Annotated in this window: 18 protein-coding genes; 5 read left to right on the forward strand and 13 right to left on the reverse strand. The window is 36.0% G+C overall.

Translation table 11 applies throughout. From position 1 onward, the window contains the following. The first annotated feature begins 32 nt into the window (after window positions 1–32). The 5 genes from selD to EV694_RS00675 all read left to right on the forward strand — a co-directional run bounded on the left by selD (window position 33) and on the right by EV694_RS00675 (window position 3,707). The gene (gene selD, locus EV694_RS00655) at window positions 33–1,118 is read left to right on the forward strand and encodes a selenide, water dikinase SelD (protein ID WP_132687820.1); all 1,086 of its coding nucleotides are present in this window, start codon (window positions 33–35) and stop codon (window positions 1,116–1,118) included. A 173-nt stretch (window positions 1,119–1,291) separates the two neighbouring features. Further along, window positions 1,292–1,765, forward strand: a complete 474-nt coding sequence (ribH, locus tag EV694_RS00660; protein WP_132687823.1) for a 6,7-dimethyl-8-ribityllumazine synthase — start codon at window positions 1,292–1,294, stop codon at window positions 1,763–1,765. 1 nt (window position 1,766) lies between these two features. Beyond that, window positions 1,767–2,201 carry a transcription antitermination factor NusB gene (nusB, locus tag EV694_RS00665; RefSeq protein WP_132687826.1) on the forward strand — a complete coding sequence of 145 codons (435 nt, stop codon included), beginning with the start codon at window positions 1,767–1,769 and terminating at the stop codon, window positions 2,199–2,201. A gap of 15 nt (window positions 2,202–2,216) precedes the next feature. Further along, window positions 2,217–3,203, forward strand: coding sequence for a thiamine-phosphate kinase (gene thiL, locus EV694_RS00670; protein WP_132687828.1), 987 nt, complete (start codon window positions 2,217–2,219; stop codon window positions 3,201–3,203). Window positions 3,204–3,212: 9 nt separating this feature from the next. Next, window positions 3,213–3,707, forward strand: coding sequence for a phosphatidylglycerophosphatase A family protein (locus tag EV694_RS00675; protein ID WP_132687831.1), 495 nt, complete (start codon window positions 3,213–3,215; stop codon window positions 3,705–3,707). A 304-nt stretch (window positions 3,708–4,011) separates the two neighbouring features. Here EV694_RS00675 and rnb read toward each other — a convergent pair whose 3' ends face one another. From rnb to EV694_RS10970, 13 genes are all read right to left on the reverse strand, one after another. Continuing rightward, a complete protein-coding gene (gene rnb / locus EV694_RS00680) occupies window positions 4,012–5,994 on the reverse strand; it encodes an exoribonuclease II (RefSeq protein WP_132687834.1) in 1,983 nt (660 codons plus the stop codon). A gap of 112 nt (window positions 5,995–6,106) precedes the next feature. Continuing rightward, window positions 6,107–6,889, reverse strand: a complete 783-nt coding sequence (locus EV694_RS00685; protein ID WP_132687837.1) for an enoyl-ACP reductase FabI — start codon at window positions 6,887–6,889, stop codon at window positions 6,107–6,109. 85 nt (window positions 6,890–6,974) lie between these two features. Continuing rightward, the gene (locus EV694_RS00690) at window positions 6,975–7,229 is read right to left on the reverse strand and encodes a hypothetical protein (RefSeq protein WP_132687839.1); all 255 of its coding nucleotides are present in this window, start codon (window positions 7,227–7,229) and stop codon (window positions 6,975–6,977) included. A gap of 9 nt (window positions 7,230–7,238) precedes the next feature. Continuing rightward, complete coding sequence (locus EV694_RS00695) at window positions 7,239–7,643, reverse strand: phage holin family protein (protein ID WP_132687842.1); 405 nt, start codon at window positions 7,641–7,643, stop codon at window positions 7,239–7,241. A gap of 60 nt (window positions 7,644–7,703) precedes the next feature. After that, window positions 7,704–8,015 (reverse strand): ElaB/YgaM/YqjD family protein, encoded by a 312-nt coding sequence (locus EV694_RS00700; protein WP_132687845.1) that lies wholly within the window; start codon window positions 8,013–8,015, stop codon window positions 7,704–7,706. A gap of 135 nt (window positions 8,016–8,150) precedes the next feature. After that, the gene (locus tag EV694_RS00705; protein WP_132687848.1) at window positions 8,151–8,906 is read right to left on the reverse strand and encodes a Nif3-like dinuclear metal center hexameric protein; all 756 of its coding nucleotides are present in this window, start codon (window positions 8,904–8,906) and stop codon (window positions 8,151–8,153) included. A gap of 596 nt (window positions 8,907–9,502) precedes the next feature. Continuing rightward, window positions 9,503–10,099, reverse strand: a complete 597-nt coding sequence (locus EV694_RS00710) for a LolA family protein (RefSeq protein WP_132687851.1) — start codon at window positions 10,097–10,099, stop codon at window positions 9,503–9,505. Then, the gene (locus EV694_RS00715; RefSeq protein ID WP_207859779.1) at window positions 10,096–10,554 is read right to left on the reverse strand and encodes an acyl-CoA thioesterase; all 459 of its coding nucleotides are present in this window, start codon (window positions 10,552–10,554) and stop codon (window positions 10,096–10,098) included. Before EV694_RS00715 ends, EV694_RS00710 begins: the two co-directional genes overlap by 4 nt. A 2-nt stretch (window positions 10,555–10,556) precedes the next feature. After that, entirely contained in the window at window positions 10,557–11,483 is a 927-nt protein-coding gene (locus EV694_RS00720; protein ID WP_132687857.1) for an LpxL/LpxP family acyltransferase, read from the reverse strand. Further along, window positions 11,473–12,201 carry a glycosyltransferase family 2 protein gene (locus tag EV694_RS00725; RefSeq protein WP_132687860.1) on the reverse strand — a complete coding sequence of 243 codons (729 nt, stop codon included), beginning with the start codon at window positions 12,199–12,201 and terminating at the stop codon, window positions 11,473–11,475. The genes EV694_RS00720 and EV694_RS00725 overlap by 11 nt, the downstream gene beginning before the upstream one ends. Beyond that, on the reverse strand, window positions 12,194–13,525 hold the full coding sequence (locus EV694_RS00730) for an AMP-binding protein (RefSeq protein WP_132687864.1): 1,332 nt from the start codon (window positions 13,523–13,525) through the stop codon (window positions 12,194–12,196). The genes EV694_RS00725 and EV694_RS00730 overlap by 8 nt, the downstream gene beginning before the upstream one ends. Beyond that, entirely contained in the window at window positions 13,515–14,078 is a 564-nt protein-coding gene (locus EV694_RS00735; protein WP_132687867.1) for a COG4648 family protein, read from the reverse strand. The genes EV694_RS00730 and EV694_RS00735 overlap by 11 nt, the downstream gene beginning before the upstream one ends. 2 nt (window positions 14,079–14,080) lie before the next feature. After that, complete coding sequence (locus tag EV694_RS10970) at window positions 14,081–14,731, reverse strand: ApeI family dehydratase (protein ID WP_132687870.1); 651 nt, start codon at window positions 14,729–14,731, stop codon at window positions 14,081–14,083. Between the last annotated feature and the right edge of the window lie 145 nt (window positions 14,732–14,876).

Raw genomic sequence — 14,876 nt, forward strand, 5'->3', positions numbered from 1 at the left:
AGGACAATATATCAGCAAAATAGGAGGCGGAAATGAACGAACAACAAGAATTAGCCCAAGAATTAAATTCTACGGTAACAGATTTGGTCCGATTAACGCAATATAGTCATGGTGCGGGTTGCGGTTGTAAAATATCGCCAAAGGTATTGGAAACCATTTTACATAGCCATTTGGATAAGTTTATTGATCCAAATTTATTGGTGGGAAATGAAACGAAAGATGATGCGGCGGTTTATGATCTTGGTAATGGTACGGCGATTATTAGTACGACAGATTTTTTTATGCCGATTGTTGATGATGCCTTTAATTTTGGGCGTATAGCGGCGACCAATGCCATTAGTGATATTTTTGCGATGGGAGGAAAGCCAATTATGGCCATTGCGATTTTAGGTTTTCCCATTAAATTATTACCTGCCGAGGTCGCTCAACGTATTGTTGATGGCGGGCGTTTTGCTTGTCATCAAGCAGGCATTAGCTTAGCTGGCGGTCATTCTATTGATGCACCAGAACCTATTTTTGGTTTGGCGGTAACGGGGGTGATTGATACGCATAAAGTGAAAAAGAATGCATCAGCACAAGCAGGTTGCCATTTGTATTTAACCAAGCCTTTGGGCATAGGGATTTTAACCACTGCGGAGAAAAAAGGGAAATTAAAAGAGGCCCATAAACATCTTGCTACCGAAACGATGTGCCAAATGAATATGATTGGGGCGAAATTCGCAGATATTGAGGGCGTTACCGCTATGACCGATGTGACGGGATTTGGTTTATTAGGGCATTTAGTTGAAATGTGTGAAGGCTCGCATTTACAAGCTGAAGTGCAATTCCAACAGATTAAAACTTTGGCGGGTGCGCTTGATTATATTGAAAAAGGTTGTATTCCGGGAGGAACTGAGCGTAATTTTGCCAGTTATGGACATAAAGTCAGTGCCTTATCGCACCAGCAAAAAGCCATTTTATGTGATCCGCAAACCTCTGGTGGCTTATTAATCGCTGTAAAACCTGAGGCTGAGTCTGAGGTATTTGAAGTTGCTCAACAAGCGGGTATTGAGTTAATTGCAGTAGGGAAATTAATGCCGCAAGCTGGGGACGAAACGATTTTAGTCAATGTGATTTAGGAGAGGGAAGTGCGGTTTGTTTTTGTTTCGTTTTGTTTATGAATTTGACAAAAATGATCCTCTTTACTTTTTTATTGGCAAAAAGATAGCAATAAGCAAACAATGAAATTCCATTTATTTTATGCTAGAATTTGTCGCGAATTTTGATCAACTTACAGTTATTAGGAAAAAATATGAAAATATTAGAAGGCGCGGTTGCCGCACCTAATGCACGCATTGCGATTGTTATTGCACGTTTCAATAGTTTTATTAATGAAAGTTTATTAGAAGGGGCAGTGGACGCATTAAAACGTATAGGTCAAGTGAAAGATGAAAATATTACGTTAGTGCGTGTGCCTGGGGCTTATGAATTACCTCTTGTGGCTCGCCGTTTGGCAGAAAGTAAACAATATGATGCGATTGTTGCATTAGGAACGGTTATTCGTGGCGGTACAGCACATTTTGAATATGTGGCTGGAGAAGCAAGTAGTGGTTTAGGTCAAGTGGCAATGCAAGCGGATATTCCAGTCGCCTTTGGTGTATTGACCACAGAAAATATTGAGCAAGCCATTGAACGAGCTGGCACAAAAGCGGGCAATAAAGGGGCTGAGGCAGCATTGGTTGCTTTGGAAGTGGTAAACTTACTTGAACAAATTAAAACCGCATAATATGAGCCTAAAACAAAAAAAGATCTCGCCACGCCATAGAGCGCGTGAATGTGCTTTACAAGCCTTATATTCTTGGCAAATTTCACAAAATCCAGCGGAGGATATTGAGTTAGCATTTTTCAGTGATGAAGAGGTGCTAAAAGGGGCAGATAAGCCTTATTTTCGTCAATTATTTCGCCAAACGGTACAATTTATTGACCCCGTTGATGAACAAATTAAACCTTATTTAGATAAACGTGATTTTGAAGAATTAGATCCTATTGAAAAATCCATTTTACGTTTAGCGGTTTATGAATTGAAATATGCCTTAGATGTGCCTTATAAAGTGGTAATTAATGAGGCTATTGAACTGGCGAAATCCTTTGGAGCAGAGGAAAGCCACAAATATATTAATGGTGTATTGGATAAAATTGCTCCCGTATTATCGCGTAAATAACATTTGAGGTGGTAAATGACAGGAGAATTTGATCTTATTCAGCGTTATTTTACTGCCTCAACACGTCCTCAACGTAAAGATGTATTACTTTCAGTGGGGGATGATTGTGCGATCACCAACATTCCTCCTCATCAATCCTTAGTGATTACGACAGATACTTTAGTTGAAAATATTCATTTCTTTGCCGATATTGCGCCACAAGATTTAGCCTATAAAGCCTTAGCCGTCAATTTAAGTGATCTCGCCGCCATGGGAGCAGAACCTACTTGGGTTTCTTTAGCATTAACTTTACCGAAATTAGATGAACAATGGTTAGCCCAATTTAGCCAATCGTTTTTTCAAGTATTGGATCATTACAATATTGATTTAATTGGTGGCGATACCACCAAAGGCCCTTTATCTTTAACGATTACTGCACATGGTTTAGTGGCAAAAGGGCGAGCATTATGCCGACATGGCGCAAAAGCAGGGGATTGGATTTATGTGTCAGGTAGCTTAGGCGATAGTGCCGCTGGCTTAGCATTATTACAGCAATCTCAACAAGAAAAAAGGGCGGTCAATTTTGAACAAGAATTTTTAATTCAACGCCATTTACGCCCAACCCCACGCGTATTATTAGGATTAGAGTTAGCACTATCACAATTAGCTAATTCAGCCATTGATCTTTCCGATGGCTTAGCGGGGGATTTAATGCATATTTTGCAACGCAGCCAATGTTGTGCGCAGATAGAATTAACGTATTTACCTCTCTCACAATCTTTATTAAATCAAGTGGGATTAGAAAAAGCACAACAATATGCCCTCACAGGAGGAGAGGACTATGAACTTTGTTTCACAGTGGCAGAAAATCATCGTACAAAATTAACGAAACTGTTCAATCATATTGGCGTGCCTTTGACTTGTATTGGGCAAATTCATCATGGAAAACCAACGATTCATTATACCAAAGGTGGCAAGCCAATAGATTTAGCCTTAACAACCGCCTTTGACCATTTTAAATAAGGAAGAATAATGGCAAAAAATTTAACTGGACTTCATTTAACCAATCCCATTCATTTTTGTGCAATAGGCTTTGGATCAGGATTGCTTACCCCCGCACCGGGAACTTGGGGAACCTTAGCTGGATTATTATTAGGAGTCCTATTACTGCATTTCTTTTCCCCTGCTGGTTTTTTGTTATTTACTTTACTCAGTTTTGTACTTGGTTGTTATTTTTGTGGCAAAACAGCGAAAGATATGGGCGTACATGATCATGGTTCCATTGTCTGGGACGAATTTGTCGGCATTTTTTGCGTCCTACTTGCAATACCTAACCTTAGCTGGCAATGGTGTTTAGTGGCATTCGTTTTATTTCGCTTATTTGATATTCTCAAACCCTATCCTATCCGTTACTTCGATCAAAAATTACATAATGGTTTCGGCATAATGATCGATGATGTCCTTGCGGCAGGTTATAGTATTCTCTTAATTTTGGGATTTAGGTGGTTATATAGTCCTTTCATTTAAAAATAGGTGTTGGCACGCGTTAAAATGGAATGACTATAAAATACCAAAGTTTCGCTTAAAGAAAGTGGTATCCATAATATAGCTATATAAAAGAATATCGTATAATAATGTCTGGTTAAACCGATAGGTTGCTTTATGTGTGTAAAGCATAATACTATGTTTATAAAGGATTTTTTGAGCAAAAATAGCCAGTAAAATGACATAAAAATAATTAGAACCCACACTTTTGTCCATTACACCACATTACTTATAAAAAAATCGCCCTATCTAGGGCGATTTTTGTTAAATCACAAGAAAATTATGACTATTCATCAACAATTTTTCCGATAATACTGCGTGTTTCAGGTTTTACTTCAAGCAATTTTATATGAATTTTATCTGCTAATTTGTAGCGTTGTTGATCTTGAACATAAAAAGCAATTTCCTCATTATTAATAGAAATCTCTTCTTTATTATCGTGAATTGTTGAAGCGGGAACAAAAACAGTTGCACCGTTGTCCGTGAGTAATACCCGTAAACCGCCACGACTAATATCAATAATTTCGGCAGAATAAGTTTTTTGTTCCTCAACTTTGTCAGCGAAATAAAGGCTATATAACCAGTCGGCGATATCTCTTTCTACTAAGCGGTTTTGTCGGCGTGCTTCTTGTAAACGTTGTAGAATGCTGTCATCGGGCTGGCTACAAGGCTGTTGGTGGATGCAGGCTTTGATAAGACGGTGATTAACCATATCCGAATATTTGCGGATTGGCGATGTCCAAGTGGCGTATCCTGTTAGTCCTAAGCCGAAGTGCGGTGCGTTTTCGCTTTTAAATTCCGCAAAAGTTAAAAAACGGCGTAGGCGATATTCTAAATAGTCGCTGGCTAAAGGCTCAATATCTTGTCGCATACGGCAATAACCCGATAAGCTGGTTAAATTTTCCGCTGAGTAGCGTTGGTTAAGTTCCTCTTGGTTATGTTCGTTAGCAAGTTGGCTGACAAGAAATTGTTGTACTTGTTGAAGATATTTTTTGTCAAAACCACTATGCGTATTGAAAATACCACATTTTGCCTTTTCGTTGAGATATTGGGCGGCACAGATATTGGCAATAATCATACATTCTTCCACGATTTGATTAGCAATGCGGCGATATTGGGCTTTAATTTGTTTGATTTTGCCATTTTCTTCTAAGACAAAGCTGTAATCAGGTTTTTCTTTAAAAAGTAGGGCATTTTGTTGACGCCATTGGGTACGAGCAAGGGTAAATTGATGCAGCCAATCAATTTGTTGGCGAGTACTTTCATCTTCGGGTTGCCAATGATTAGGTTGGTTTTCTAAATAATCTGAGACCTTGTCATACACCAATTTGGCTTTAGATTGTACTATTGCACAAGTAAACTCAGGCTCAGCATTGAGATTGCCTTGTAAATCAGTATGAATATAACAAACTAAAGCGTGGCGATTTTGTTGCGGTACGAGGGAGCAAAGGTTGTCAGCCAGTTCTCGTGGTAGCATTGGGATATTAAATCCCGGTAGGTAATTGGTAAAGCAACTTTGTTTCGCATCTTGTTCAATTTGTGAGTCAAGGGGAATATAGGCGGTAGGATCGGCAATCGCGACCACTAATTTCCAACCAATTTGTTCGCCATTTTGTTGGATAGGTTCGATATATAACGCATCGTCCATATCTTGGGTGCTTTCACTATCAATGGTAACAAAATGAAGTGCGGTCAGATCTTGGCGAGAATATTGTTCAATTTCTGGGTATTCAGCTTGTCCATTCACAGGATAGCGAGATTGTTCGTGGCGTGCAAGCGTGACCCACCAAGGGGCAAAGTGATCATCATGATGACAAATAAATTGTTCGATTTGAGCAAAGAAAAAACGATCATCGCGTAAAGGGTGAGTTTTTAATCTAGCGACAACCCAATCTCCTTCAATCAGTTTTTCATTGACTGATTTAATTTTATGACAGGCAATTAAAGGTTTTATATTGGGGTGATCCACTTTTAATTGCATTTTGTTATCTTTATTGATATGCACTTGAGCAATAAAGCGAGTTAGCATAGGCTCAATTAATGCTTCTGGCTCTGCTTGCTCTTTATCATTAACGGTTTCGATTGCGGCTTTAATTTTGTCGCCGTGCATCAATTTTTTCATCGCATTCGGCGGGATAAAATAGCTTTTTTTATCGGTTTCTAAAAAGCCATAGGATTTGTCAGTGGCTTTTACACTTCCTTCGACAAAGGTTTTATTGGCTTGAATTTGTTGTTTAAGTTGGGCTAATAGAGGATTATTTTGCAACATAATATGTTTTCATTTTTGAATAATAAAGTAAGAGAATAGTTTTCGTCAGTTTAGGTTGTGATGACGACAAAACTATTCTCAATTTATGGTGTTATGAAATTAAATGCTATGGTTAGTCTAAATTTGACATTGCAGTAATGCTAAAACCGGCATCAACATGGACAACTTCGCCTGTAATGCCCGCAGATAAATCAGAACATAAGAACGCAGCGGTATTACCTACATCATCAATGGTAACACAACGTCCTAATGGGGCAGTTTTTTCAAAGGTTGATAGCATTTTCTTGAAGTCTTTAATACCAGAAGCGGCAAGGGTACGGATTGGCCCCGCAGAAATGGCATTAACACGAATACCTTGTTTACCCATATCCGCAGCCATAACACGAGTTCCTGCTTCCAAAGAAGCCTTAGCTAGACACATCACATTATAGTTTGGAATAGCTCTTTCTGCTCCCAGATAGGATAGGGTCAATAATGCTGCCCCTTCATTTAACATTGGACGAGCCACTCTCGCCATAGCAACAAAACTATAAGCACTAATATCGTGAGCAATGCGGAAACCTTCACGAGTAGCTGCATTCACATAATCGCCTTCTAACTGATCAGCGGGAGCAAAACCAATGGCATGAACAAAGCCATCAAATTTTTCCCAATGTTGAGCAAGTTGATTGAAACAAGTTTCAATGCTTTCATCGCTCGCAACATCTAATGGTAAGACAATATTTGAACCAAATTCTTTGGCAAATTCTTCCACACGTCCCTTAAGTTTGTCGTTTAAATAAGTGAAAGCCAATTCAGCACCTTCACGTTGCATTGCTTTAGCAATACCATAAGCGATAGAGCGATTACTCGCTAATCCAGTGATTAAAATACGTTTATTTGTAAGAAAACCCATATTGTTATCCTAATATAGCTAATGTGTAAAAAATTAAGCGTTAGTATAAGCGAAAAAATGAATAACGCAAATCAGACCTTAAGGATCATTTACGTTTTGCCAACAGATAAATAGAAGTCAATCCTAGCAACGAATAAGCAAGGCGACGTTTCGTGAAGAAACGGCGTTTAATTAATGCGAAAACCAAGGGAGTCAACATTGATCCTCTGATTTTTTTTACTTGTTCCAAGGGATAAGAAAAGGTTTTATGGGTATTTATTGCTTGACGTTCAAGCTGAATACGCAAGGCACTGCCTTTCATTATGAGTAATTCTTTTTCTTCATTAAGATTATTTTTCATAGTTTCCTTTTACTCATTATCTAAATGTGAACGATTTGCCAGTTTTTTTAATGCGACAATATCTAGTTTCAATTCATTTAAGGTTTCTGCCATAAAGCGACGTTGTTTGCGTAATGAATAAATAATCATTAATGCGAGACAAAATATTATCAATAACGCAATGGCACTGATAGCAAAGAAAATTTTAATTTTGTTTTGTGGATCAATAATCAACGCATTTAAACCGAATAGTCCGCTCATTAATGCAATTAGCATTAAAATTAAGCTAGTGAACGTAAGAATAAGGGTAAAAATTAATCTTTCTTTTTGTTGAGTGAGTTCTATGCGAGCCATTTCCAAACGCACATGAAGAAGCTCAAGGCTAGTCATAAAAACGTTTTTGATACTTTTTTTAATATTTTGAATTGCTTGCATAATAGTTCCTAACAAGAAAAATGATAAGGTCTTGCCTGAAACAAGACCTAAAAACAAAGATTATTTTTTGCTGATTAATACACCAAGTAATAAACCGATAACACCCGCAACTCCCATTGCTTTATAAGGATTATCTTGCACGATAGTATCTGTTTGTTTTGCCACTTTTTTCGCACCATCAACAACATCTTCTTGCAACGCTGTAAATTGTTCTTTAGCTTTGCCAATGCGAGAATTAAGAGAGCTTTTTAGTTTTTTTAATTCTGCTGCACTGGATTTAGATGAGTCATCAAATAATTCTTCTGCGTTAGCTAAAATATCACGAATCTCATCAAGTAATTCATCACGTTTTTTATCAAATTGTGAGCTCATAAGTGTTCCTCTCTCTATTTGTCATTAATAAAAAAGTGGGTCAAAATTGACCGCACTTGTGTATAATAACGAATTTCACTGATTAAAGTCAAATTAAGATAATAACCTAATCCTATGATTTATAAATAAATCTTATTAAGCTGGGTTATCAATATCTTTAAAAATTACCTCAAGTTGATATTCTTCCGCAAGCCATTCCCCAAGAGCCTTAATACCATAACGTTCAGTGGCGTGATGCCCAGCCGCAAAGAAATTAATCCCTTGCTCTCGGGCTGAGTGAATCGTTTGTTCTGACACCTCGCCTGTAATATAGGCATCTAGCCCTTGTGCGGCGGCAAGATCGATATAACCTTGCCCCCCGCCAGTGCAAATTCCAATCGTACGAATAATAGATGGAGCATTATCAGTACAAACCAATGGGGTACGTTGTAATTGTTGTGTAATACGGGTAATAAAATCCTTTGTATTCACTGGAGGATCAAGCTCGCCATACATTGGAATACTATAAGGGGTATCCTCTAAAGGTTTTAATCTCTGAATCCCTAATATTTTGGCTAATTGAGCATTATTTCCTAATTCTTCATGAATATCTAAGGGTAAATGATAGCTATATAAATTAATATCATTTTGTAATAACGCTTTAATACGTTTTGCTTTCATACCTTTAATACAAAGCGGTTCGCTTTTCCAAAAGTAACCATGATGAACTAATATAGCATCAGCTTGTTGTTGAATAGCATAATCAATTAAGGCTTGCGAGGCGGTTACCCCAGTAATAATACGTTTTACTTCAGCTTTACCTTCAATTTGCAATCCATTAGGCGCGTAATCTTTGATTTTATCGGCATTAAGTTTTTGGTTAAGTAATTTCTCTAAATTAAAATTATTCATAGGATTCTGCTTGATGTAAAATGAAAAAATCTATTATTGCTTAATTTTTGGGGGTTGTATAGCTAAAGAATTAAGAATATCGAATAATCATATTTGGCATAACCTTATGCGTGCATATTCATTAGATGTCAGAAAAAAGGTCATAAAAAACTTGAAGAAGGTTACTCTTTAAAATAAATAGCCAAAATGCTTGGCATCAATTTCACAGCCATACAACCAATGTGGTAGAGGCTTTTTAAAAATATTCTCTTTGTTGTTGGCATATTTGAATGCCGTATCAATAGTGATATTTTTTAGGCATGAGTAGAACAAGTTTTGCTACTTGAATTGCTCGAAAACATGTATTGGTTATGGATAACGTTGCCTTTCATAAACGAGAAAGCACAAGAGAGCGACAGAAAAAGCAGGATATGAAATACTTTAAAATGATACAGTGTTAGTATGTCTTGCCTACTATTTGTACTATATTCTATTTACCGACTTGTCTCAGTTTAAATTGAAAGGGCTATACTGTTTCAAAGAAAATAATTCACCGCTTATTTTTTTAATCCCTTTATTCTATTCAAATAAAATATAATGGAGTTAATGGTTATCCACTAACCTTGGGATGAAAACAAACTTTTTTGAATAAATTCAGATAAGGGAATATCCCGCTGAATTTGTTCAAAGGATATTTCTGTTTTATCGCCTTGTTGTTCAATTAAACGGATTGTTCTGACATATTGATCTCCGCTAATTTCAATTTTTTTAAATATCTTTTGCATAATAAGTGTATGAGGTTGTAGTTCAAGTTGCCATTGTTGGGGCGTACCGCTGAGTTGCAAATGAAATTGTGATTTTAGTGGGCTAAGATCGCCAGAAAGTAAGCCAAGGAATAGTTTAATTTGTTCTTTTTGAGCGAGATGTGAGTTAGCGATCCATTGTTGTCCGTTCCATTGCATAATACCTTGTGGCGTTACTTTTAATAAATGATTAAAAGGCTTTTCCATTTGCCATAGTAAACCTTGTTGGGCAACAAGGGTAAACTCGCCACTGGTAGTCATGGGTTGAGAAAGATTATTGAGATAGCGCTGTTGAGTAAACTGACCTTGTAGGTTTTTAGGTTGTTGTAGTAACGCCATTAATTCATGCTCTGTAAGAGCAAAGCTGTAATTGCTGATAAGGCAAAGTAATAAACATAGCATTTTTTTCATTGTTTTTCCTTTGATGTGTCTAATGGCTTAAAACTAGGGTGTTGTTCAATAGCATTACGCCAGCATAATGGGGTTTGTAATTGCATTTCTTTGCTATGAATATCAACGGCCACTTGAGTGGTGGTGGCAGTGGTTAATTTTTGCTGCGTTTGGGCATCAAAGATAACATAATCCACACGAAAACAGCTTTCATATTCTACCACTGCAAGTTCAACACGAATTTTTTGCCGAAATAAACTGGGTTTGATATATTTTATATTTAGTTGTACCACTGGCCAGCCATAGCCTTTTTGTGGCATAACATCGTAGGTATAACCAATTTCGGCGAGAAATTCACAGCGTGCCATTTCTAAATATTTTACATAATTACCATGCCACATAATATTCATAGAATCCACATCAAAAAAGGGGATTTCATATTCTGATTGATGTCGGCAATATTGATGTTTTTTTATTTTCATTTGTTACCTTTATTCCAGAAATCGTAAAAATTAAACCAAAGTAAGGGATTTTGGCGACATTCTTCAGCTAATAGAGCGGCATATTTTTGCATTGCCATAGCAATATGTTGTTCACGTTGTTTACCACTTCCTGTTATTTCAGGTAAAAATCGGCGAACTTTAAAACGATATTTGCCATTTTCTTTTAAGCAGAATACTGTATTAATGGGAACTTTCAGAATACTAGCAAGCAACCAAGCCCCTTGGGGAAATTCAGCATTTTCGCCTAAAAATGAAACGGGTAAGGTTTTTTCTCCTCTAATAGGCGTACGGTCAGCGGCAATGGCTAACCATTCTCCTCGCTCAATACGTTGATGAATTTCAAACATTTTTTGTGCATCAAGGCTATCTACTTGAATAAATGGTAATTGGTTAACTCCAGTACTTGCTAATATTTGATTAAATATTTTAGCATGGCGATGATGTACTAAAATGTTAAGCTTAAAGTTGGGATATTGTTTTTGATTAATTAAGGAAAGGCTTATTTCTGTATTACCAAAATGTGAACAAACGATTAATTGTCCTCTCCCTGAACCGTTCATTTGAGAAGAAAGATTATCAGTATCATCAATAATGATTTGTTCTAGTGGAATACGATGTTGCCAAATGGCAAAACGATCAATAATAGATTCACCAAAAGCAAGAAATTGTTTAAATAGAGAAAAAGATCCTAGCTGTATTTTAGGAGCGTAATGTTTTAAGTTTTTCTGATATTGTTTAATGTTTTTTCTGGCTTGTGGCGAGGTAAGAAAAAAATAACAAACAATATTAAATGTGACAAAACGTATTAACCAAAATGGGCAATATTTGACGATAAGGCGGATAATACTTAAGCCTAAAACATTACCTCGTTCTTTCTGTTTTGCCCAATGTTTATTTTGCATTTCTTTTTCCTATTAATAAGCGATATAGCATAGTAAAAAATAAACGGGTGTGCATTTTACTAATTTGCCAATTATCACGCCACATTTTAAAGTGTGATATTCCCTCTGCTTGGTAGCGAATGGGGGTATCTAACCAAACAATGGGAATATTGCGCCAGTAGGCTTTGATTAATATTTCAATGTCAAAATCCATACGATTACCAATAAACTCTTGTTCAATAAGAGGAATAATATGTACTAGTGGATAAAGGCGAAAACCACACATTCCATCTTTAATTTGGAAAGATTGAGTGTGAATTGCATTCCAAAAGTTAGTAATTTTTCGTCCATATAAACGTGATTTAGGGGCATCATTGCCATAAATTGGGTGACCGCAAATTAATACATCAGGGGTAGAAGCTATTTGCTTCAGCATTTTGCTTATATCGGAAATTTGATGTTGTCCATCGGCATCAATTTGAATAGCATAGCGATATCCCAATTTTTCAACAGTTTGGAAACCGATTTTCATGGCTGCCCCTTTGCCTTGATTGTTTGGGCAAAAATATAAACTAACTTGTGGTTGTCCAGCTAAGCGTTGTAAACGGTTTTTATGTTCAAGACTTGAGCCATCATCAACAATTAAAATCGGTAATCCTAGATGAGTAATTTGTTTGACGACGTTATGAATTGTTTCTGAATGATTATAATGAGGAATAACGACAATGGTATTATTCATAATGCTTGTCCTGTGTTTCACTTAGAAAGACCTGCTCAAAAACTTGACGTGATATTTTTGCTTGACTATTTCGTGGTAATTGATGTGTAAAACGCCAATATCTGGGAATAGCAATATTTTCTTGTGATTTTTCTAAGTGTTGCCGTAATGTTTTTTGAACATGCTTTTTCCCTGATTTCGTCAATATTTGTTGCGCCTGTGTAGAAAGAGCAACCCAAGCCGCTGGGCGAAAATGAATAGGATGTTGGGCAATATAACAATCTTTTACCCAAGGATGAGATAATAAATTCTGTTCAATATGTACTAATGAAATACGTTTATCACCAAATTTTACAATACGATCGATACGCCCTAATAAGTTAAATTGTTGATTATTATAGAATTCTATAGCATCAGCTGTTTCCTCTCGTTGGTTTTGCCAAGGGGACTCAACCCATAGTGTCCCTTTTTCTGTTATGCCTATTTGCACTAGTGGTGCGGTAAGCCAATTTGATGTTGTATGCTTAAAGGCGATGATACCTGTTTCTGTACTACCATAAAACTCTATGATTTTACAATTAAGTATACTTTCAATGTGTTTGGCAACATTGGGAGATAATGCGCCGCCTGCTGAAATAATAGTATGAAGACCGCAATTGAGTAATTGTTGATTACTTAAATTAAGATTGTTGAGTAAGGTTGGGCTCGTTATCCAAATACTTGAAGACGCTTTTAGGCTTTCTTCAATCATAAATTCAGGGTAATGTTGCTGTGAATGAGAGAATGTCCATCCCATTCTTAATGGCAATAATGTACAAAAAGTAAGTCCATAACGATGTTGTGCGGATACGCTAGCCACTAAATGAAGGGGGGATTCTTGTTTAAGGTTCAAGACATTATAGATAGAATCTACTTCTTTCCACATTTTTTCGGCATTGATGACAGAAATTTTAGGCTTACCTGTGCTACCAGAGGTTTTTTGCCAAATTTGGCTTTTTGAGTATTTATTAATTAAAGTTAATTCAGATTCTCCAGATTGTTCTATGGCGTAGTTGTTAATATTGTCATCGGTTAATAAGAGCTGTGCATTTTGTTCAATCCATTCTACATTGTCATCAAGTAAATGAGGGGGAAGTAAAATTGTAACATTGGCATTAAAACAGGCTAACATTACACAAGTTTGAAATGCATAATTTTCTAGCATTAAAGCCACTGATTGAATATTATCTTGTTTTAATTGGTGATAAATTTGCCAGCTCCGATAACGAAATTGTTGCCAAGTCCAAGTAGGGTTTAACGCAATAATTTTATCATCTGGATAATCATAAAATGCTTTATTCTTCATGTTGTTTTTTTACTCTTTGCCGTATGAGCCATTCACTTAGCATAACGATGGCTATAATAACATAGGAAATCACACCAGTATAATATGCCCAATATTGATAATTTTCTTGCATAATTAAAAAAGTGATAATCAATAAATTAAAACTAAAAATTAAGCACCATAATAGGGTAACGCGATAAGTATAAATGATGCCTTTAGCATTAAGATGAGGTGTGCTTAATCTTGCAATACGTTCTACGAAAGATTGGCTGGTAAATAAACTGCCAGCAAATAAAATAAGCATAAACGCATTTATGATGACAGGATACCAATACATTATTTGATTCGTTTTATTTAAACCAGTAACAAACAGGATTATTGCGAATAAATAAGCAAAATAACTTTGTTGCTTTCGGGTTATTATGCCTTTTATTAACCATAATAGGCCTAATCCCCAAGGTAAATAGGATAATGATGGGGCTGTTTTATTGATTAACCAAATCACTGGATAACAAGCACTGGTAAAAAATAAGAATAAATTAACAAGTGTGAGATAGGGAGTAGAGGTTGACATGGTTATTCCCTATAATGTGCTATGCCACTACAACAATTTTCTTCGGCACATTGCATGGAGAATATCACCATTTTTTTCTCTTGTTGCCAATTTAATGTTAATTTAAAAATATCATTAGGGCGTAAGAACTTTTGAAATTTTAACTTGCTAATTTGTTGAATAATAACTGTTTTTTTTAGTAAAACATTAATTTGTTCTTGTATCCATTGTAATTCAATAACGCCGGGTACGAGAGGAAAATTAGCAAAATGGTTTTCCAAATAAATTAAGTCTAAAGGAATTTTGGCATAACAAAGTGCGGTCTGTTTTTCAAATTTTTTATATAACCAAATTGGATCTTTAATTTGTTGAAGGCAATTTTGATTAAAGAGTAATCGTTCTCTATTAGCTTGGCGATTGTATGGTAATTTATCAGTGAGTCGCCAGTATTGAGGAATAAGTGTTGTTAATGATTGTTTTAATTGATTTAATGTATTATTATGTCCATATTCCCGAAGATAATTAATCCCTTTAGGATTTAATGCAACCCAGGCAATAAGAATATCTTGTTGATCTAGGTAAAGATCAAGATAGCAATCATCAACGAAAGTATGCAACTGTAGTTGATTCTCTAGCTTTTGAATAAGGGAAAGAGTATTATCATTTGATTTCACTATAAGATCCTAATACTTAATCTAAATATTTTCTATCATTGTTATAGCGCTTGATTGAATTTTGACTAAATAATAATGATATTTGGTTAAATTAATGGAAAACTTACCGCACTTTTATGTGATAGTCGTTCTATTTTAAAATAAT

This window comes from Volucribacter psittacicida (genome assembly GCF_004339025.1).
Lineage (GTDB): Bacteria > Pseudomonadota > Gammaproteobacteria > Enterobacterales > Pasteurellaceae > Volucribacter > Volucribacter psittacicida.